Origin of the sequence: Pedobacter sp. B4-66 (genome assembly GCF_018492665.1) — a bacterium.
GTDB lineage: Bacteria > Bacteroidota > Bacteroidia > Sphingobacteriales > Sphingobacteriaceae > Pedobacter.
Window position 1 is genome coordinate 384722 of the sequence record NZ_JAFVME010000006.1, and the last position, 19928, is coordinate 404649.

General features: G+C 39.2%; 12 protein-coding genes. 3 read left to right on the forward strand and 9 right to left on the reverse strand.

Annotation, left to right across the window (positions count from 1 at the left end):
• Positions 1–6 precede the first annotated feature (6 nt).
• The 3 genes from J1905_RS13385 to J1905_RS13395 are packed head-to-tail and all read left to right on the forward strand — an operon-like array spanning position 7 to position 4680.
• Positions 7–3192 carry an efflux RND transporter permease subunit gene (locus tag J1905_RS13385; RefSeq protein ID WP_284445111.1) on the forward strand — a complete coding sequence of 1062 codons (3186 nt, stop codon included), beginning with the start codon at positions 7–9 and terminating at the stop codon, positions 3190–3192.
• Positions 3193–3199: 7 nt separating this feature from the next.
• Positions 3200–4300, forward strand: coding sequence for an efflux RND transporter periplasmic adaptor subunit (locus tag J1905_RS13390; protein WP_214227784.1), 1101 nt, complete (start codon positions 3200–3202; stop codon positions 4298–4300).
• 35 nt (positions 4301–4335) lie between these two features.
• Entirely contained in the window at positions 4336–4680 is a 345-nt protein-coding gene (locus tag J1905_RS13395) for a hypothetical protein (protein ID WP_214227785.1), read from the forward strand.
• A gap of 59 nt (positions 4681–4739) precedes the next feature.
• On the opposite strand, the gene J1905_RS13400 is transcribed toward J1905_RS13395, so the two are convergent.
• The 9 genes from J1905_RS13400 to J1905_RS13440 form a co-directional block, all read right to left on the reverse strand.
• Positions 4740–5849, reverse strand: coding sequence for a glycoside hydrolase family 71/99 protein (locus J1905_RS13400; protein WP_214227786.1), 1110 nt, complete (start codon positions 5847–5849; stop codon positions 4740–4742).
• 25 nt (positions 5850–5874) lie between these two features.
• On the reverse strand, positions 5875–6573 hold the full coding sequence (locus tag J1905_RS13405; protein WP_214227787.1) for a DUF3823 domain-containing protein: 699 nt from the start codon (positions 6571–6573) through the stop codon (positions 5875–5877).
• Positions 6574–6592: 19 nt separating this feature from the next.
• Positions 6593–8500, reverse strand: coding sequence for a RagB/SusD family nutrient uptake outer membrane protein (locus J1905_RS13410; RefSeq protein ID WP_214227788.1), 1908 nt, complete (start codon positions 8498–8500; stop codon positions 6593–6595).
• A 9-nt stretch (positions 8501–8509) separates the two neighbouring features.
• The gene (locus J1905_RS13415) at positions 8510–11869 is read right to left on the reverse strand and encodes a SusC/RagA family TonB-linked outer membrane protein (protein ID WP_214227789.1); all 3360 of its coding nucleotides are present in this window, start codon (positions 11867–11869) and stop codon (positions 8510–8512) included.
• Positions 11870–12094: 225 nt separating this feature from the next.
• Entirely contained in the window at positions 12095–13231 is a 1137-nt protein-coding gene (locus tag J1905_RS13420; RefSeq protein ID WP_214227790.1) for a FecR family protein, read from the reverse strand.
• A 138-nt stretch (positions 13232–13369) separates the two neighbouring features.
• Entirely contained in the window at positions 13370–13960 is a 591-nt protein-coding gene (locus J1905_RS13425; RefSeq protein ID WP_214227791.1) for an RNA polymerase sigma factor, read from the reverse strand.
• A gap of 35 nt (positions 13961–13995) precedes the next feature.
• A complete protein-coding gene (locus tag J1905_RS13430; RefSeq protein ID WP_214227792.1) occupies positions 13996–14859 on the reverse strand; it encodes a sugar phosphate isomerase/epimerase family protein in 864 nt (287 codons plus the stop codon).
• 24 nt (positions 14860–14883) lie between these two features.
• Positions 14884–16074, reverse strand: coding sequence for an FG-GAP repeat domain-containing protein (locus J1905_RS13435; RefSeq protein ID WP_214227793.1), 1191 nt, complete (start codon positions 16072–16074; stop codon positions 14884–14886).
• Between the two features lie 20 nt (positions 16075–16094).
• On the reverse strand, positions 16095–19640 hold the full coding sequence (locus tag J1905_RS13440) for a PVC-type heme-binding CxxCH protein (protein ID WP_214227794.1): 3546 nt from the start codon (positions 19638–19640) through the stop codon (positions 16095–16097).
• Positions 19641–19928 lie beyond the last annotated feature (288 nt).

Consider the following 19928-nt stretch of genomic DNA (forward strand, 5'->3'; position numbering starts at 1 on the left):
ATGAACATGATTAGGTTTGCCCTAAAAAAACCACTCACTATAATGGTAGCTATAATTGCTATCACTTATTTCTCTTTCACAGCAATACGAAATATAAATGTAGATATCTTCCCTAAGGTTGAACTTCCTGTAATTTATATAGCCATGCCCTATGGTGGCCTTACCCCTGCTTACATGGATGGCTTTATGGCCAATGAATTCCAAAAAGTACTGATTTTTGTTAGCGGAGTAAAAGATATTGACTTTAAAAGTGTCCAAGGTTTCACGCTAATGAAGCTCACGTTTTATCCGGGAACTGATATGGCTCAAGCCTCAGGAGAACTCTCAGCACAGGTTTCCAGAGCAATGGGCTTTCTGCCACCAGGAGCAGTTCCGCCTCAGGTAGTAAGGTTTGACGGTAGCTCAATGCCCATTGGTCAGTTAGTATTTGAAAGTTCCAAACGTTCGATTACTGAGCTTCAAACACTCGCACTGACTAAGATCAGGCCCATGTTTGTGACCATACCCGGGGTAACGGCACCTGCACCATTTGGTGGAAATGCACGTACCATGGTAGTAAAAGTAAACCCAGAATTGATGCAATCCTACGGTTTGTCGGCCCAGGAAGTAACCATGGCAATTGCTAAAAACAACTTCCCCTCTCCTGCCGGAAATATCCGAATTGGTGATCAAAACCTGATGAGCCCTTTAAACTCAATTGCCAAAGGGCCTGAGGAATTCCTGAATATTCCGGTAAAGCTTACAGCCGGCAACACCATTTTCATAAAAGACATCGCTTCAGTAGAAGACGCAGCAGATGTAACTGCGGGCTATGCCATCATTAACGGAAAAAGATCTGTTTATCTGCCTGTTATCAAAAAAGCAGATGCCTCTACTTTAAAAGTTGTAGAAAACCTAAAGGCCGCAATTCCCAAGTTAAAAGCTGCTATGCCCGAAGATGTGGACCTCAAATATGTATTTGATCAATCAGGATACATAGAACGCTCATTGGAAAATCTGATCCATGAAGGTGTACTTGGCGCAGTGCTTACCGGGATTATGGTTTTCCTGTTTCTGGGCGATTCACGAGGCGCGCTAATTGTTGTACTAACTATACCTATTGCCATACTTTCGGCCGTAATTATGCTGTATATGTTTGGCCAAACCATTAATGTGATGACGCTAAGCGGCCTGGCACTGGCCATAGGAATACTCGTAGACGAAGCCACGGTAACGATAGAAAACATTCATCAGCATTTTGAAATGGAAAAGCCCAAGCAACGGGCAATTCTGGATGCATTGTTGGAAATCTCTATTCCAAAAATCCTGATCTTGTTTTGTATCCTGGCGGTGCTAATACCTTCATTTATGATGACTGGCATACCTAAGGATATGTTTATGCCGCTTTCTATGGCGGTTGCTTTTGCCATGATTGCTTCATTTATAGCCTCACAAACCTTTGTACCTATTTTGGCCAACTGGCTAATGAAACCTGAACTACTGGTTCATCATAAGCCGAACAATGAAGTGAAAAAACTCACCAGATTTGAGAAGTTTAAACAGCGTTACCTTTCCGTTACCAAATATGGACAAGACAGAATTGCAGGTGTATTGGGAATCTATACACTGATAGTTTTAGTGCTGATCACCACAGGATCACTAATCATTGGAGCGGACATACTTCCGGCAAGTAATAGTGGCGATATCCAGTTAAGGATTGTGGCACCTGAAGGTAGTCGCTTAGAAAAATCAGAAGCCTACCTGAAAAAAGTTACCAGTATTATTCAGGAGCAATTGCCAGAAAATGCAATAAAAATCAGCTCTGCTTTTGTCGGATTACAACCGTCTTCATCAGCCATTAATCCTATCTTTTTATTTACAAGTGGCTCTCACGAATCTGTATTGCAGGTTTCTATAGATCAGCATATTTTTACCGGATCAATTGCTTCGCTAAAGGAATCTATCCGTAAAGAGATACAATTGAACATACCTGAACTTAAGATCAGTTTTGAGCCGATAGAATTGGTAGAAAAGATCATGAGTCAGGGAGCTATGACTCCCATTCAAATTAAGGTAGCTGCACCTCAGTTGAAGGGAGCAGAAAAGTTTGCCAAAAAAATTGAGGCGGAACTGTTAAAAATACCTTCACTAAGAGATATCAGGATAGCGGAACCTGTTAATTCACCAAGTATTCAAATCGATGTGAACCGTGAACTTGCAGCTCAGTTTGGTTTAACAATGGAAGACGTTGCCCGTACGCTTACTATAGCAACTTCCTCTACACGTTTTACCAATAAAAATTTATGGGTAGATCCAAAATCTGGATTGGTGTTTCAGGTACAGGTTCAGATACCTGAGGCTGATATGCAGTCACTTGATAAATTGAGATCATTACCACTAAAATCTGGGGCCTCGGGGCCAGTTCTGGAAGATGTAGCAACCTTATCAATGGTTAAACTTCCTGCCCAGGTTAACAGACAGGGGCCAAACAGATATGTCAGTGTACTTGCAAACACCCATCAGTCTGACCTTGGCGCGGCATCAAAGGCCGTAAAGGAGGCCATTAAAGCAGTTGGTGAGCCTCCAAGAGGTATTATTGTTTCTAGCGAAGGATTAATGCAATTGCTTGAAGATACACTTTCCGGACTTCAGACAGGGTTATTGGTAGCCATAGTGGTCATATTTTTAATGTTAACTGCTTATTACCAATCCTTCGCGGTATCAGGGTTGATCTTATCAGTAGTTCCGGCCGTAATAGGCGGCAGTTTAATTATGCTCATTATTTGTGGGAGCACGCTGAACTTACAGTCTTACATGGGTATTATCATGTCGGTTGGTGTTTCGGTTTCAAACGCTGTACTGATGATCAACCAGGCTGAAGTAAATCGTTTAAAGCATGGTCTTGCCTCCAAACAAGCAGCATTCCTTGCGGCTTCATCCAGACTTAGGCCAATCATCATGACTACGCTTGCCATGATTGCCGGAATGATCCCAATGTCGTTAGGCATGGGCGAAGGAGGTGAGCAGGTTGCTCCACTTGGTCAGGCGGTAATTGGCGGACTAATATTATCAACTTTAACTGCACTATTGGTATTGCCACATCTGTATACCCTGGTTATGAAAAACAAAAGCAGAAATAGCCCCTCACTAGATCCGGATGATCCTGAAAATGCTAATCTAAAAAATGTCTTAATCCCAACTACTGATCAATAATTGAATCATGAAACAAATCATTAATAAACAATACATTAAACTCTCTTACCTACTTCCTATTTTATTATTAATAGCTGCATGTGGGGGTGAAAAGCCTAAAGCTGAACAGCCAAAAACTAAGAAAACGGTATATGTAGAGGTAATTACTCCGGTTTTAGATCAACCGGAATACTCCTTGGAACTGCCGGGAGAACTTAAAGCTTTTGAGGAAGTTGTTTTATATCCAAAAGTAAAGGGTTTTGTTAAAAGCATTATGGTTGATAGGGGAAACAAGGTTAGTAAGGGCCAATTGCTGGCAATACTGGAAGCGCCGGAAATTACTCAGCAATACCTTGCAGCAAAATCAGATGAAAACAAATTCTATGAAGATTATTTGTATAGTCGGCAGTCCTATGATCGGCTTAAAAAAGCATCTGCTAAATCTGGTGCAGTAGCCGAAATTGAATTAGATAGGGCAAGAAGCAAATTCCGCAGCGATAGTGCGGCGTATGCTTCTGTAAAAGCAAAAACAGGTGTTTCTGCTCAATTGCAACAATACTTAAGAATTACTGCCCCTTTTGATGGCGTTATTACAGACAAAAAGGTTTCAGTTGGAGCTTTAGTAGGCGAAGGCTCACAAACGGCTCTGTTCTCTATAGCCCAAACCAAAAATCTAAGGTTAACTGTAGCCATTCCCGAAAAACACGGACACTCTATAAGTAAAGAAACAAAGGTTTCTTTCACGGTTGCAAATCATCCAGGCAAGGTATTTCAGTCAAAGTTATCTCGGAAAAGTGGAGTACTTGATCAACAATCCAGATCAATAACGGCTGAATTTGACGTTAACAACAGTTCCGGTGAACTTGGCGGTGGCGAGTATGCACAGGTAAAACTAAATATGCGCAGGTCTGCCCCTACCATCTGGTTGCCGGTTAGTAGCATCGCAAATGCACAATCAGGAACTTTTGTTATTAAGGTAGTAAACAATGTTGTTTCAAGAATACCTGTGTCGGTTGGTATCAGAAAAGGTGAAGTTCAGGAAGTTTTTGGAGAGTTAGAACCGGAAGATCAGATTGTAAAAACAGCCAGCGAAGAATTAACTGAAGGCTCGAAAATAGTTATTAAATAAGATATTATCCTATTTTTGCGCTTTAAGAATTTATTATGGACTCAAGCGAATTACGAATAGGCAATTATACATTAGACCACGGGCATCCGGAGCAAATACCTTATGGATCGGATATTGATTCGGCAGGTTTAATGGAGCCAATACGTTTATCGGAAGAATGGTTGGTAAAATTTGGCTTTGAGAAATTTGAGTTTGAATATGAAGAAGGTTTTGAAACCACTTATGTTCTGGAAAAGAAAAACGGACACCAATTTGTATTAAATGATGATCTGCAACCTATGGATGGTGAAATCGCGATGCTAGATTATAAGTTAGCGTATGTTCATCAACTTCAGAATCTTTTCTACTGCTTAACCGGAGCGGAATTAATAGTTAAATAAAAAGAACGACTCTTAACGAGTCGTTCTTTAATATTCAATAAGGATTTTTACTATCTCTATTATTTAGCTTTTCTGGATTTAGCTAATTGATCTACCCAATAAGCCGTACGTTTCAAATAATAATCAGGAGCCAAAGGAGAATAATCTAAATAATTAAATCCGGGATCCTTAAAAGGTACTGCAGGTTCAATCTGAGTACCCTCATGCCATTCATTAAAAGATGTGATACCTACATAGCTTGCTTTGCTACGTATAGCATCCCCAAACATATTATCATAATATTTACCATTATTTCGATCACGGATTGTCACTGCATTCCATGGGCGAACTCGGGTGTCAATATAACCAGGGCCAACACAAGGGATAAATATCTTGTCGTGTTTCGTCGCCCAATTCTGCATATAATTCCAATTTCCTGGAGATGAACCATAAGTAAAATTTGTAGCACCGAAATAAGTATAAAAACCATCGAAGCCTGATTTTTCAAAAAACTCTTCTTCTCCTTTCTTAACCCATAAACCAATCATAACTACATCTAATGGTGTATTTCTTATTGATATCTTCCCGTCAGGCTTTAATAAAGAGGTCCACTCCTCAAAACCGGTTAAATAGGAATCATAAATGAAAAACCAGGGTTTACCGTTATTTCTATAAAAAGCCGGATGCTTTCCATATAGTTTTAAGATTTCCTGAATGTCATCCCGTACAGATTTTGCACTTCTACCTCCATAAGGTTCCAAATGAAAGCTTACTTTAAGGCCCTTTTTATTGGCTTCATCTAAGATTAGTGGAATCGACTTTAATCCCAAATCCATATTTCTCCACCAGGTAAGCACAACCACTCCAATGCGGGCATCTGCCATCATTTTCATGTGCTTTGCTACAACCTGAGGGTCGTTACTGCTGTAGTTTTTTAATTGAGGAAAAAAGTTACTCGCCAAATTGTTTTTCCCGGGAATACTTCCCAGGTCCTTATCCTTAGCCGATTGTTTCATTACAGGATGAGCCCAATGCACCTCTTTACCATCCAATTTTTCATTCCCATACCAATTATAGTAGAAACAAAAAACTTTATTGTCCGGCTTCCCTACACTTGCCTTATTTGTTGTGTAAAAAAACACCAAACAGGTGATTAATAAACTCGTTTTTATAATAGATAAACCTTTCATAACAATATTTTAATTTCTAAAACTCCTAAATAGTAATTTTAACTGCCGACGCATAGTTATACCTTGCACCATTGCCATCAATTAAAGCCCCAACTCTAAAGTAATATTCTTTATTGGGTTTCAATTTACTTCCATTATTAGAATTCAAATCAATTTCTAATTTGTATTCCGTTTCATTAGCCACAATAGCATTGACATCCTGTTTTGATTCAACTAACTTAAATCTATCTCCAACAACATAGTCAACATGTGCGAATAGCCCCACTTGTCTTACCTTTTTATCCACAGTTGGTTTGATAGAAAAAGTGGCAACAATTTTATTTCCGATTCTTTCAATTTTCTTGTTTGTTATTCGAATATAAGGCTGTACAATAAAATCAAGTTTATTTTCTCTCTGCTTTAGCTCTTTTCTCTTAAGTGTATCCGGGAGAACAAAATTACTTTCGTTAAAATATAGATCATACTCCCCTGCAAACATAAGTTCGTTTCTATACGTACCATCTGTTTTCACAACCATATTTTGCTCTTCAGGATTCTTAAAACCACGTTCTACAAAAATAATTTTAGTACCACCAACAATATCCTGTTCTACAAGCTCACCTGTAACATTATCAATAAAGGAACCGTGTAGCGATACATTTGGCGCATCATAATTATCCAGCTCACATGAACTAAAAACCACTAAAGCGCATGCCAATAAACATATATTCTTAAATTTTCTCATCTTTCAAATTCGTTTAGAATTAATAATTAGGATTTTGAGTCAAAGAGTTTCCTTCTATTCCCGGGATAGGCCTGTAATATGCCTTCGTTTCAAACCATTTTGCTCCCCCAGGTTCAGGAATGGTATATCTTACAAAAATGTATTTGGCAGGAGTTTCCGTAAAATCTAACATAGGTACCAATGCGTGTCTTTGAAAATTGCCATTAAATATTTTATGAAATTCTCTTCTTCTCATTAAGTCCCAGATACGTGTATACTCTATTGCCATTTCCACACGTCTCTCTTGTTGCACATTCTTTGAGGTTAACTCTAAATCGTCTTTAAATCCGGCTCTATGTCTTGTTTTATTAAGCGCAGTTTTTGCATCAATAACATTTGGAGGGGTAGGTAATCCACTTTCCACAACTGCTTCAGCATAATTCAAAAGCACTTCAGCAAAACGCATATCCGGGAACTCGGTAGTCACCTGATTTTGAGTTTGATCATCTCCATCACTTAAATATTTTTTTAATAGAAAGCCTGTAATTGTACCGTTTGATCTGTTACCTACCCAACCTGAATAAAGTGATTCACTTCCATTTCCTTTACCATAATAGGTCTTCCCGTCAAAAGTATAAGGGTCATTAGCCAACCAGATTGATGAACCATCTGCTTTAACAATTCCTCCCTGGATGACAATATTGGTATTTTTCCAATTTGAGCCAGGCAAAATCACACTAGCCGACAACCTTGGATCCTTGCCTTTAAAAATATCAGTAGGAGTGGCATATTTGATAAAACTTGCTGCACTTCCATTTTGATAGCCGGAATAATCTTCGTTCTTATCTATTCTTGTTTTAATGTTTGCAGACGCTGCACCTGACCCAATTCCAGAACTACTAATGTATTCATAGGCATCCACAAGATCTAAAGTAATGTTCGCACGTCCGGCATATTCCTTACTCAATTGATTAGGTTGATGCCATGTTCCCATACTATGAGCCACACCAGGATAGGTATAGCCTTTAGAAAATATGATCTCCGGAGAAGCATTTTGTGCCTGATTAAAAACCATTCTATAGTTCTCTGCTGCCTCATCTAATGTTGACGGCTCTGGTTTATACAGATTAAATTTCCCTGATCGCATAATTTCAGCTGAAGCATTAATGCATTCCTGGTAAAAAAACTGAACATCCTGTGTCCCCATTCCACCAACAAACTTTTTACTAACGGCTTCACCTGTCAAGGCAGCTTCATCCCAAAACTTCCCAACCGATGCTGCATGAAGAGCTGCACGTGACTTTAATGCAAGCGCAACCCATTTTGTTGCTTTCTTACCATTATTATCCGGAAGTAAAAGCGCTGCAGAATCACATTGTGCCAAAACATACTTCCATGTTTCCACTTCTGTACTTCTCGGAAGCTTTAGCTTATCAATTTCGCCACGATACTCCTGCGAAGCTAAAACCAATGGAACCCCACCATACCTCTTTGCCAACTGATAATATGTGTAGGCCAAGAAAAAGTGGGCCTCACCTTTTAACTGATTATAACGTTTCTCATCAGTAAAATTCATTGTAGGAATCGCCGATTTCAGATCATTTACTTCTCTGATATACTTGTATCCCGCATCCCAATAATTAAGTTTATCGGTTTGTCCCAAGTGATCGCCCCATTCAGAGTGTATAACATCCTGAGTTGCATTCGCGCTTATCATTCCACCAGAATTTCCACCATAATTAAAGCCTGTTCGATAATCAAACCGAAAATCTTCGATAGGTAGTTTATTGTACAGTCCTGCCAAATATGCTTCAACACCTTCATTACTTGCAAAAAGTGCATTTCCAGAAAGCCTATCTTTAGGTTCTACATCCAAGAACTTAGTACATGCACCTAAGGAGAGCATAAATACCCCTCCTATTATAAATAATATATTATTCCTTTTCATAGTCAATCATTAAAAAGTTATGTTTACGCCTAAACTACCTGATACTGAAATCGGATAGTTAAATCCATTTCCATCTGAAATTTCCGGGTCAAATTGTTTTAAATAATCATTGCATAGGACTAATAAATTATACCCATTAGCGAATACTCTCAAGTTCTTTATTCCCTTAGATTGAAGACCTGGACCTGAAAAATTATAGCTCAACTCTACACTCTTAAGCCTCAGATATAAGGCACTAATCCTGTTTGCATCACTCTCAATTCGAGTAGAACCTGCATCATATGCATTCTTTCTAGTCGCTGGCCAATATCCTGGTATCCATTTACTGTTAGGATCGTATGGGTTTTCTAAATGCCATCGGTCGTAAAAAAATGCCGGAGAATTACTGTTATCAAAAGCCAGAACATTTCCTAAAATCTCATTATACCTCATTGAGTTCAACCCAGATCCTTGCCATAACATGGTTAAGCCAATCTTTTTGTAACTAAAGAAAGTGTTTAATCCAAAGTGTATTTTAGGTTGTCCACTCCAAAACAACGGAACCCTGTCATTACTGTTAATTAACCCATCTCCATTTACATCTTTGTGTATATAATCACCCGGTAATGTGGTTGAATTCGCGCGGTCTTCTGTTTCAATAGGAGCATTCCTTATTTCTTCGAAATTCTGGAATTGCCCGGTAACATCCCATCCCCAACCAATGTCCATCCACCTATTCTCCTGACCATTTCTATAGCGATCCATGCTGCTTCTAAATGGAGCTCTTTCCTGATAAAGGGTCTTTGATCTTGCAAAATTCATGGTAAGGTTTCCACCATATTTAAAGTCTCCAGTCTGATTACGGTGCCCGATCATCAACTCGAGCCCTTCTGTCCTATCACTGTTAAGATTTTCCTGCGGTAATGAAGCACCAAAGGTATTCGGCAAAGATTGCGCTCTGGTAGCCAAAAGTCCCGTTCTATCTCTACGATATACATCAAAAGAGAAATCCATTTTATTATCCCATAGCGAAAGATCAACCCCAATATCACTTGTTGTAGCCTTAAACCAGGTCAGGTTCTGATTCATCAACGAGGAAAGTGAATACCCATTGGTATATTGCCCATTTGAAAAAACATAACCGCCTGAGCTAACAAATCCGGGAATAAACTGGAACGGATTACCTGCATCCTGCCCTGTTTTTCCGTATGAAGCCCTTAGTTTCAAATTGGAAACAAATGACAAATTATCCTTTATAAAATTCTCTTCAGACATTCTCCAACCAAGGGAAACTACCGGGAAGAAACCCCAACGTTGTTTAGGTGCATAACGGTAAGAACCATCATATCTAAAAGCAAACTCAGCCAGATATTTTTCTTTAAAATCATAATTTAAACGACCGATATATGATAAATATGTTTTTTTCTGAGTCCAGCCTCCATTGGTTTGGCCAGTTTCTGCTGCTCTATCAATATTATCTATCGTATAAAACGAATACAATCGTCTGGCGCCCAAATACCGTTCATCCTCCTGTTTTGCTTCCATAACCATAACAGCACCCACATTATGAGCATCATTAAAACGTTTATTGTAAATAAGCTGACCTTGCAAGTCCATACGTCCGAAAATATTATTCTCTTCCTGTATAGAGGGCACCTGATTTTTATGTGCAGAATACTTACCCCCATTATCCGGAGAGTAAGAAAATGTTTCGACCGATTTTTGCACTTTTGTTGCCGTAAATACCTTTGCATCAAAAGCACCAAGTGCTTTAAATTTCAAACCAGTTATACCAGGAACCTGATAGGTTAGGCTTATTGATGATTGAAAGAATTTATTTCTCCATTCCCTGTATCCAAAATAATCTTTATCAGAAAAAGCAACAGGGTTATCATTAATCGGAAATGGTCTATTAAAATATTTTGGGTTATTATTCGCATAAACAGTCTCTGAAGGGATAACCCCAAAAGTTGCTTTTGAAAGGTAAAAGAAAGCATCATCCCAGGTACCAGGCTGATATCTCTTATCAACAAATCCTGAAAGATTCACATCCGCGGTTAAGTTTTTGGTTACCTGAGCTTTTATATTGCTTCTAAAAGAATATTTATCATAACCAATATCGCCACTTTTAAGTAAACCATTATCCGTTGTATAGCCGATACTTGTAAATGCAGAAAGCTTCTCATTACCTCCCTGCATTGTCAGGTTGTGCTGCTGTTGAAGAGTAGATTTTTTAAAAACCTCATGATACCAATCCACCATAGGCAAACTGGAACGTTGTAATAACTCTTCAGGAGTAGCATATAAAGGTGCTCTACCTGCATTTATTTCTGCCTCATTTCTGATTTCTTCATACTGGGCCACATTGAGCATCTGCGTACGTTCTGTAGGTGAAGAAACTCCAACCAATCCACTGTAGTTAATCTCCATTGGTCCTTTACGACCACTTTTTGTAGTAACTATAATTGCTCCATTACTAGAATTGATACCATAAATTGCAGCTGTTGCATCTTTTAAAACACTGATACTTTCTATATCCTCAGGGTTAATTTTCTGGAATTCCTTATCTCCATCTCTCACAACCCCATCAATTACAAAAAGAGGAGTACCAAAGCCCCTTACGTTTACCATGGTATTAAAATCACCGGGCATTCCGCTTTGCTGGCGTATTTGCAAACCCGGAACTTTCCCAGCCAAAGCCACAGCTAAAGAAGGGGTCTTGGTGGTCATAATGTCTTCCCCTTTAATGTTCGAAACTGCACCGGTTAAACTTAGTTTTTTCTGGGTACCATAACCTACTACAACTACCTCATCCAAGCCGGCTGTATCCATTTTCAATACAACATTTAATTCAGTTTGATTAGATAAGGTAAAGCTCTGAGTATGAAACCCAACGCTTGAAAATTCCAATACGATCTTTGCATCATCAGGGAGAGATAAGGTGTAGCGGCCATCTTTATCTGTAACCACTCCTATTTTACTACCCTTTATTACCACAGAAACACCCGGCAAAGGAGCGCCGGATTCATCTGTAACAATACCCTCTAAAGGTTTTACTTGTACTTCTTTAACGACTGGTGGTGCTTTTAAAGAAGGTACATTTTTTTCCTTAATGATGATCATTTTGTTTAGAATCGTGTACGTAATAGGCTGATCCTTAAAACAAAGCTCAAGTATATTCTCTAATGAGCCTTTACTTTTTACACTTACCTTCTTTCCTTTTTCAAGAAGGCTTTTTGTGTAAACAAAGGTATAACCGGTTTGCTGGTTAATTTTATTGAACACCGATTCAAGTGTAGCATTGGTTTCATTGATGTTTACGTCCTGTGAAAATCCCTTCGCACTAACGGAAACACAAACGGCTAATATAAAAACAGTTGTAATATTCATAAGCAAAAGCATCTTAAACAAGCTCTTTCGAAACTGACAATATTTGTCGCATGAGAATAAATCCATATATTTGGTTTTTGGTTTAAACAATTAATACTATACTATCTGATATTTTCTTTTTTGGAAGAACCAAATAAATTGACCGGAAATGTTGCGAGCATTTCCGGTTTTTTATTTTGATTCAGCTATTATTTTTCTACTCTATTTCATATCCCTGAGATTTTATTAATTAATTACGTTAATTTTTCTATCCTGAACTTCAAAACGAACTTTACCTGTTAGCTCTAAAGCCTTTAGTACATCTAAAAGCATGGTGTTTTTAGGGATTTTTGCATAGAATAAATCATTACTTGATTTATCCATTACAATTTCAACATCATACCACCTTGCTAACTGTCGGGTTACCGACTCAATATTATCTCCATTAAAATCGAAAAATCCATTTTTCCATGCCACCACATTATCTATATTAACATGATCAAGCACCTCTATATCGCCCATCTTTGTCAGCAAAGACTGTTGCCCGGGTTTAAGAACCACTTCCTTACCTCCATGATTTGAAAATACAACCGATCCCTCAACCAGGGTAGTTTTCAAAGCCTTTTCATCTTGATAGGCCATCACATTAAACTCAGTCCCCAAAACCTTAATTTCAGCATCATTTACGCTAACAATAAAAGGTTTTTTAGCATTCTTTGTAACCGAAAAGAATGCTTCTCCCTGGATCTCTACTCTTCTTTCATTTCCGGTAAAATCCGTTGGAAAGCGAATAGATGATGCAGCATTTAACCACACATTTGTACCGTCAGGAAGTTGAACCTGATAACTACCACTTCTTGGTGTAGTTATCATATTATACTGATTCTTTTTCTCTTTAGTTCCAGATGGGTTATACGTTATTTTCCCATCCTTCAATACAGTCTTTGACCCATCTCCTTTGGTCAATATGGCTTTATCTCCTCCTGGCAAGATATCCTTCGTTGAAGCATACCCCGTTTGCTTTACCTGATCTACATTTGCGATATCTCTGTTCGAAAAGTGGTAGATACTAAAGAAAAGCCCTCCAATAAACACAGCTGCAGCAGTAAATTTTTGCCATCTTAGTGTAACCACAAGACCATTGCTAACCGGTTTCTTTTTTTCAATTTTACTATGTATTTTATCTAAAACTCTTTTTGAATCGTCGAAACTTGGCGACTCAGCTCCCTCTATATCTGCTTCAAATTGTTTCTGCATTAAATGCTTTAGCTCTTCTGTATGTTCACTATTTCCCTCTAAGTAATCCAGGAGCCACAATCTTTCTGAGGATGACCACTTTTCCTTACTCAACAATTGAATTAGTATATCTTTTTTGCTATCCATAATATTAAAATCACCCTGACACCTTGATCCATTTATTGCATTATACCAACCAGAATGTATAGTAAATACAAGACATTGTTACAATCGGGGGGGCTATCCCGAAATAATTATCACTATTAATAGAATTGAAAAACATTATTAATGGAAGAATTGGTAAAGACAGACCAAGTAGAAAAAAGGAGTTGATGCCTGCGAGTGAAAATTCACATACTCCTTAACATTTGTCACCGCTCCAGATAAATATTCTTTCACTGTATGTTTAGAAATATTCAACTCTTTAGCGGTCTCCTCATATGTTTTGCCTTGTATTTTACAGAGATCAAATACTTTTCTTTTTTGAGGAGAAAGCTGGACAACAGCCTTTTCTATTAACTCCAATTGAACATCTCTATAGACAATTGCACTTTCACCTGAAAACTGCAGCTCCTCATTTAACTCTTCAAAAATCAATGATTCTTTCAAGGATTTCTTGAGGTAATTAATAGCTTTATTATAGCTTATAGTAAAGAGCCATCCGCCAATCTGATTATCCGGATCAACTGTAAGTCGTTTTTCCCAAAGTGTAATAAATACTTCTTGCAAAACATCCTCAGTAGCGTTCTTATCTTTAAGAAGCTTAAAGATATTTGCATACAGTTTCAATTGGTATTTCCAGTATAGTGCATTGAAAGCATCCATATCATCCACCTGAAGGCGAACAATTAAGTCTCGATCGTCAATAATTCTCAATTCTATTAATATTTAACTGTTACAACTAAAAACCATTAAATACATGAAGAATTACTCCATTGACTACGTAAAAACGCTAAACCTTTCACTGCGATATCCTCAGCCGAAGGCTCCGTATTTCTCCAGATAGAAGCGGCCTTTGCTATCACCTTAACCTCTGGTGTAAAGGATTCGATTACGATATCACCTTCATAGTTTATTTTCTTTAGGGCAGTCATTAACTTACCCCAATTGGTATGATCATTTCCCGGAGTACCTCTATCTATACCACAAGCATGAAAAAGCCCTAGCTTATCTCCTACTTTCATTATGGATGCATCAGGATGTTTCTCCTCAATGTTCATATGAAAACTATCCAAATGAATGAATAGTGAGGGGTTTCCAACTGCTGAAATTAAATTCATGGCCTGTTCGGCCGTATTAATAAAGTCGGTTTCATAGCGATTAATAGGCTCTATAGCTAATTTCACCCCAAAATCCTGAGCATGCTTGCTTAGCACTTTAAAATGATTTACAACAGTTTCCCATTGTGAACGATATGCATCTTCCTCCTCAAAAGCCGCCCGCCCCACTACCGAATATAATGGTCCACCCAGTACCGAAGCACCTAAGGCTGCTACTACCTCAATACAAGATTTAATGTATTCCATCGCTTCAGCCTGCTCCTCATTACTTCCACGAAGATCCCGACCAGGCCCCATGGCCGCACAAACAGATCCACAAACCAACCCACAATCTTCCAGTGCCCTTTTAACTAATTTAACATCTATTATTGAAGGATTGTCTAAAGCTATTTCTACAGTGTCAAAACCCCATGATTTAAAAAGAGGGAACAAGGCTATACTAGAATTAGTAAAGGCGCCAGTGAATAAAAAAGTATTAATACCAAATCTTACCATTATTTATAGAATTTATAGAACTGTTTATTTTCCTTTTGATTTCTGCTGAAAGTAATGCACCCCCTTCTTATTGGACACCACAACATCCTGAAGACCATCTCCGTTCACATCTTCCACAACAAAGCCAAGCCCAACCCCTGAGTTATCATCAATCTGATGCGCCTTCCAAAAAGGCGCTTTATTTGGCATATATTCATACCAGTATAAAACAGCAGGCTCCCTTGCTCCGGGGTCATTACCGTTATGAGCGAAGAATCGCTTTCCGGTAACAAGATCCGGACGACCATCCTTGTTCATATCTTTCAAAATCAAACTATGGGTTTGCGAAAACTTATTATCAATAACATGCTTGATCCAGCTTATTTCTCCAGAACTGCTTTTTTTCTGCTCATGCCACCAGATTCCGTAATTATGAGCTGATGAACTGATAACATCTTTTAAACCATCTCCATTCACATCCATCACGTACATTTGCGAACAATCCTCGCCAAAATTTGAAGCATGGAACAACCAGTTCTCACCACTCGGTGAAGCTGGCGCCTCCCACCAACCTTTGTTGATCAGTACATCGCGCCTGCCATCACCATTCAAATCCTCGGCACCCAATCCATGCGTAAACTGATGGGTACCCAGATCCTTATCAGAGCTAACTATAAATTTCTTCCAGGCTGTATCTCCTTTCTTTACCGGTGCCTGTAGCCAGATCACTTCCTTACCTTCTGAGTCATTGCCAATTAAATCCGGACGGCCATCACCATCCATATCTACAAAACGTGGGGTCTCATTACCAAATGAGTGGTAAATGGGGTGTTCTTTCCAATGACCTGCTGCATTTTTCGGATTTTCATGCCATACCACTGCCTTACCCGGAAAATCAACCCTGATGATATCCATCCAACCATCCAGGTTAACATCAAGGGCAAAGTTCAGAAATGCATTGCTATAACCTTTATCAAACTCGAAAGCTTGAGGTGCTGCCAATTCATGCTGTGTCCAGCGAGGTGCCTCAAACCAGTACGCACCGGCAATAATATCTTTTTTCCCATCCCTATTTATGTCTGCGACGGCAACACCCTCAGAAACAAACGTATTGTTGAGTATGTGCTTTTTAAAATTACCCCCCCCTTTTTTAGGGGGATTAACCTGTGCCATACCTCTAACCGCCATTACTGCGATTAGAGGGACAGACCATAAAAGCGTTGAAGTAATTTTCATTTTTAAAACTTTTTATGAACTTATTTTATACTTAATAAATACTCCATCAATGAACTAAACTCCTCTTCAGACAACACATGCCTGAACTGATCCGGCATTAATGTATATTGAGAAGGGGTATAAGATTTCATGTCCTTTTTCGAAATCTTGAACTCCTTGCCACCATTGTCAGCAAAAACGATCACTTCTCCTTCGGTACGTCTGTACAGGCCTGTTTCTTGTTTACCATTCTTCATTACAATGTTGTAGGTACGGAAAGACTCAGAGATGTTTCTGTTCGGATCCAAAATCTTTTCAGTCAACGCCCTTGGGCCCCAATTACCAATACCATCGAGTTGTGGACCGATCATTCCTCCTGTACCACTCACCTGATGGCAGATTGCACAATTGGTTTTAAACAGGGCACCTCCCTTTTCTTTACGCTTACCGGTATTCTCAAACTTAGCGATCCTATCTTCGATCAGTTTTTTCCGGGCAGTTCTTTCATTCTCCCCACTTGCCAATAATTTCTTGATTTGACTAAGCTGACTGGCATTTGCATTCTTTAAAAGCCCCTCCTTTATCTTAAACTCGGCAAGAAGATCAGCAGGTAACTGCTTGGCATTTACCGCATGTAACAAGTTTTCAATTCCTAATGACGAACCGGATAATACCGTAGCAGCTGCCAATTGTATTGGCCTTGTGCTCCCTGCTAAACCATCTTTCAGATACTGGAAAGCCTCTTTGCTTTGTAATTGGCCTAAGTAAACTGCCAGCTTTTCTCTTAAAAGCGCAGACTCGGATTTATTGATAAAAATAGCACCTAGCAAAGCTGCGTCTGAGGCAGATGGCATATTAGTTAATGCACCTGCAGCAGCCAAACGGGTATTAGGGTTGATCCAAGATGATTGAACCACTTTCCTTAAAGCGGGCTTAAGATTCTCTGATTTGTAATCTCCGGCAATCTCTGCAGCCTGTAAACGGTATTCATCTTTATCAGAAGGTGTATAACGAGGCATATCAACCACGGCAGGATTTAGTTTCCCGATGCCGATAGCACCGTTTTCCGAACTATCCACTACTTCAATATACCCCATCTGTCCTGCATATTTCTTTAGATCAAACGAAGTTGTTTTGATCAAATCCTTGAATTGTGCTTTATCTTTTTGGTTAACACGATATTCTCCTATTACTTTACCCCCATTTGCTAAGCGGATACGGATAGCGTTTTTAGATAATCCTATCTTTTCATCCATTCTGTCAACGTCATTATCAAATACATTCATACTAAGCTCATTAGGAAGCTTAAATGATGTAGTATACAAGGTAGCACGTGGTTTGTATCCGTTTTTCTCACTAAAATAAATTCTAAAAGCCGGAGCAACATCGGTTAAAAAGGCATCTTCCATTTTCCACGGGCTAAAATCCTCAGCTCTGTCTTCCTGAGGCTTACTCATCCAGACATCCTTAACCTGATCATTCAAGAATTTCCCTGCCAATTGGATTCCCCACGAACGCATTTTAGGCGTAACAGGAGTACCACTTTGCGCAATTCCTGCTTTTAGATTCTGGTATAAGGAAAGCTGTGTTTCCTGGTTGTCAGAGAATTTTCCGGTGATCAAGGTGATACTTTTATCCAACTCTGAAGCCGTACCATACCTTCCAACATACTCCAGGCTTTTCCGTAATTTATCAGTTGGAATTTCATGCGACAGGATATAGTTCAGCACAAACGAAGCAGCAGCTGGCGAAGGAACATCTTGCATAGCCGTTGCCAACACTGCAAGTTTATCTCCGGTCCAGGATTTTTTCACAATTTGACCTACAACTCCCTTACCTCTAAGATTGTTCCTCATTGCCAACAGCGCTGTATATTTTAAGTGAGAATCTCCCACAGGAGTTCTTTCATATAGATTCAGCAATGGCTCAACATAGTTGACATTTGGAAACTTGTTTAACACTTCTGCTGCAGTACGTTGTATAAATGGATCTTTATCTCCAAGTGCATTCAGTACTGTTCCCTCTTGTTCAGTGGTCAACCCTTTGCGCTCTGCAAGGATTCTAAGTGCATGTTGCTTAGCCAGAGGGTTACTATGATTCAACGCTTCTTTAAGCAATTGATCTGAAAGAGCTCCCAGACGGTGAAGAACCCACAAACCATGAATATAACCGGTAATAGACGATGAAGCATCCTTTACCCTTTCAAGTACAGGTTGTATTGCTTTTTCTTTTTGTACTTCCACTAAGCGGTCTGCCACCTTCATACGAATGCTTTGATGCGGGTGATCTAACCCCTTCACGAGTTCATTCAAACTTGCTTTAGCCCAGTTTGTAACGGGAACAGCTTTTTTTCGATCTTTACCTGTATAGGTGATCTTCCAGATACGTCCACTCAAACGGTCACGTCCCGGGTGGTCTAAAGAAACCTCATAGTGACCAATGATCTTGTTATAGAAATCGGCAACATACATAGATCCATCAGGTCCTGTTTTAACGTCTACCGGTCTAAACCATGGATCCTCACTGGTAAGAAACGGTTTTTCCTTTTTAGCGATTGGTGTTGCGCCCTGGTATGTAACCGTATTCCGGTCTATACGGCAGGTCACCACATCACCTGTAAAAAAGCTTTTCTGGTATTCTTCCGGAAACTGTTGATCTGTATAGTACACCAATCCCGCTAAAGCTGTCGACCCCAATTCATAGCTCATCATTTCAGGAGCATATCCAATTGCAGGATCCTTCTTTCCCCATTGAGGATAGTCGCCACCAGAGATTAACTGGAAAATCGGTTTACTATGGCAATCTACTGAATATAAATATCCACGCTCATCGTATGCAGAACCAAACGGATTAATACGGCCGTTTGTTGTTTTTTCTACCCGACTTCCATCAGGGCGGAACCTAAAGGTATTCCCCGATTCCATAGTGATTGAATCTCCATCCTTCCCGGCAATTTTAGAAATATTGGTAAACCCATGACAGGCATGAATCCAACCATCAAAGCCCCTGACAAAATTGTTTACCATACCATGGGTATCTTTAAAGCCAAACTTTCCTAAAAGCACCTCCTGACTATCAGACTTCCCATCACCATTATTGTCTTTAAAATGATAAACATTGGGAATGCTATAGGCAACAGCACCATCTGCTACCGGCATAATTCCGATTGGAATATTCAGATTGTCATTAAAAGGCGTGAACACCTCTGCACGTCCGTCACCATCACGATCCTCCAAAATGGTGATCCTATCCTTTCCTGCTCCCTGACCCGCTGCTATTGGGTATTCTGAAGATTGAGTTACCCATAGACGGCCCTGATCATCAAACTCCATGTTAATCGGTTTAGTAATATCAGGCTCAGAAGCAAACAATGAAATCTCAAAGCCCTCAGGAACTGTGAAACCAGCCATCTCTTCTTCTGGCGTCTGGAATTCTGTTGTCCGGACATGGTCCGCAAATTTGTTATTCTCTGATGAAGTGTCCTTATCTCCACCGGCACAACCTACCAACAATAAAGCAGCAAGACCAACGGAGAGTCCACGTTTCATTTTCCTAATAACAAAAGGTCTATTTTTAACCATACTCATAAAAAACTAATACTTTTTAAATGTGACACCAATTCCCAATATCCTTAACAATCAAGGATAAAGAAGTACCTTGCAATACCGTAGCTTATCGCCCCAACTAAAAGGGCAAATCAATAGACTACACTATGAATACATATCCGAAGGTAAATCGGGGGGGTGTGCTTAAAACAAATCTATAAAGTATAAAAGACGCATTTTGATACTTTCTGATCAGTTGATACAAGTATATTGCTCAATCATAAGTGATCCTGCCCAGAATGGGCTATAAAGATGATACTAGTATTTAGT

Excerpts from the sequence above, each read along its gene's own strand:
- J1905_RS13440 (WP_214227794.1), bottom strand. The coding sequence starts at position 19,640 with ATGAGTATGGTTAAAAATAGACCTTTTGTTATTAGGAAAATGAAACGT.
- J1905_RS13390 (WP_214227784.1), top strand. The coding sequence starts at position 3,200 with ATGAAACAAATCATTAATAAACAATACATTAAACTCTCTTACCTACTT.
- J1905_RS13405 (WP_214227787.1), bottom strand. The coding sequence starts at position 6,573 with ATGAGAAAATTTAAGAATATATGTTTATTGGCATGCGCTTTAGTGGTT.
- J1905_RS13385 (WP_284445111.1), top strand. The coding sequence starts at position 7 with ATGATTAGGTTTGCCCTAAAAAAACCACTCACTATAATGGTAGCTATA.
- J1905_RS13420 (WP_214227790.1), bottom strand. The coding sequence starts at position 13,231 with ATGGATAGCAAAAAAGATATACTAATTCAATTGTTGAGTAAGGAAAAG.
- J1905_RS13435 (WP_214227793.1), bottom strand. The coding sequence starts at position 16,074 with ATGAAAATTACTTCAACGCTTTTATGGTCTGTCCCTCTAATCGCAGTA.
- J1905_RS13415 (WP_214227789.1), bottom strand. The coding sequence starts at position 11,869 with ATGAATATTACAACTGTTTTTATATTAGCCGTTTGTGTTTCCGTTAGT.
- J1905_RS13410 (WP_214227788.1), bottom strand. The coding sequence starts at position 8,500 with ATGAAAAGGAATAATATATTATTTATAATAGGAGGGGTATTTATGCTC.
- J1905_RS13400 (WP_214227786.1), bottom strand. The coding sequence starts at position 5,849 with ATGAAAGGTTTATCTATTATAAAAACGAGTTTATTAATCACCTGTTTG.
- J1905_RS13430 (WP_214227792.1), bottom strand. The coding sequence starts at position 14,859 with ATGGTAAGATTTGGTATTAATACTTTTTTATTCACTGGCGCCTTTACT.
- J1905_RS13395 (WP_214227785.1), top strand. The coding sequence starts at position 4,336 with ATGGACTCAAGCGAATTACGAATAGGCAATTATACATTAGACCACGGG.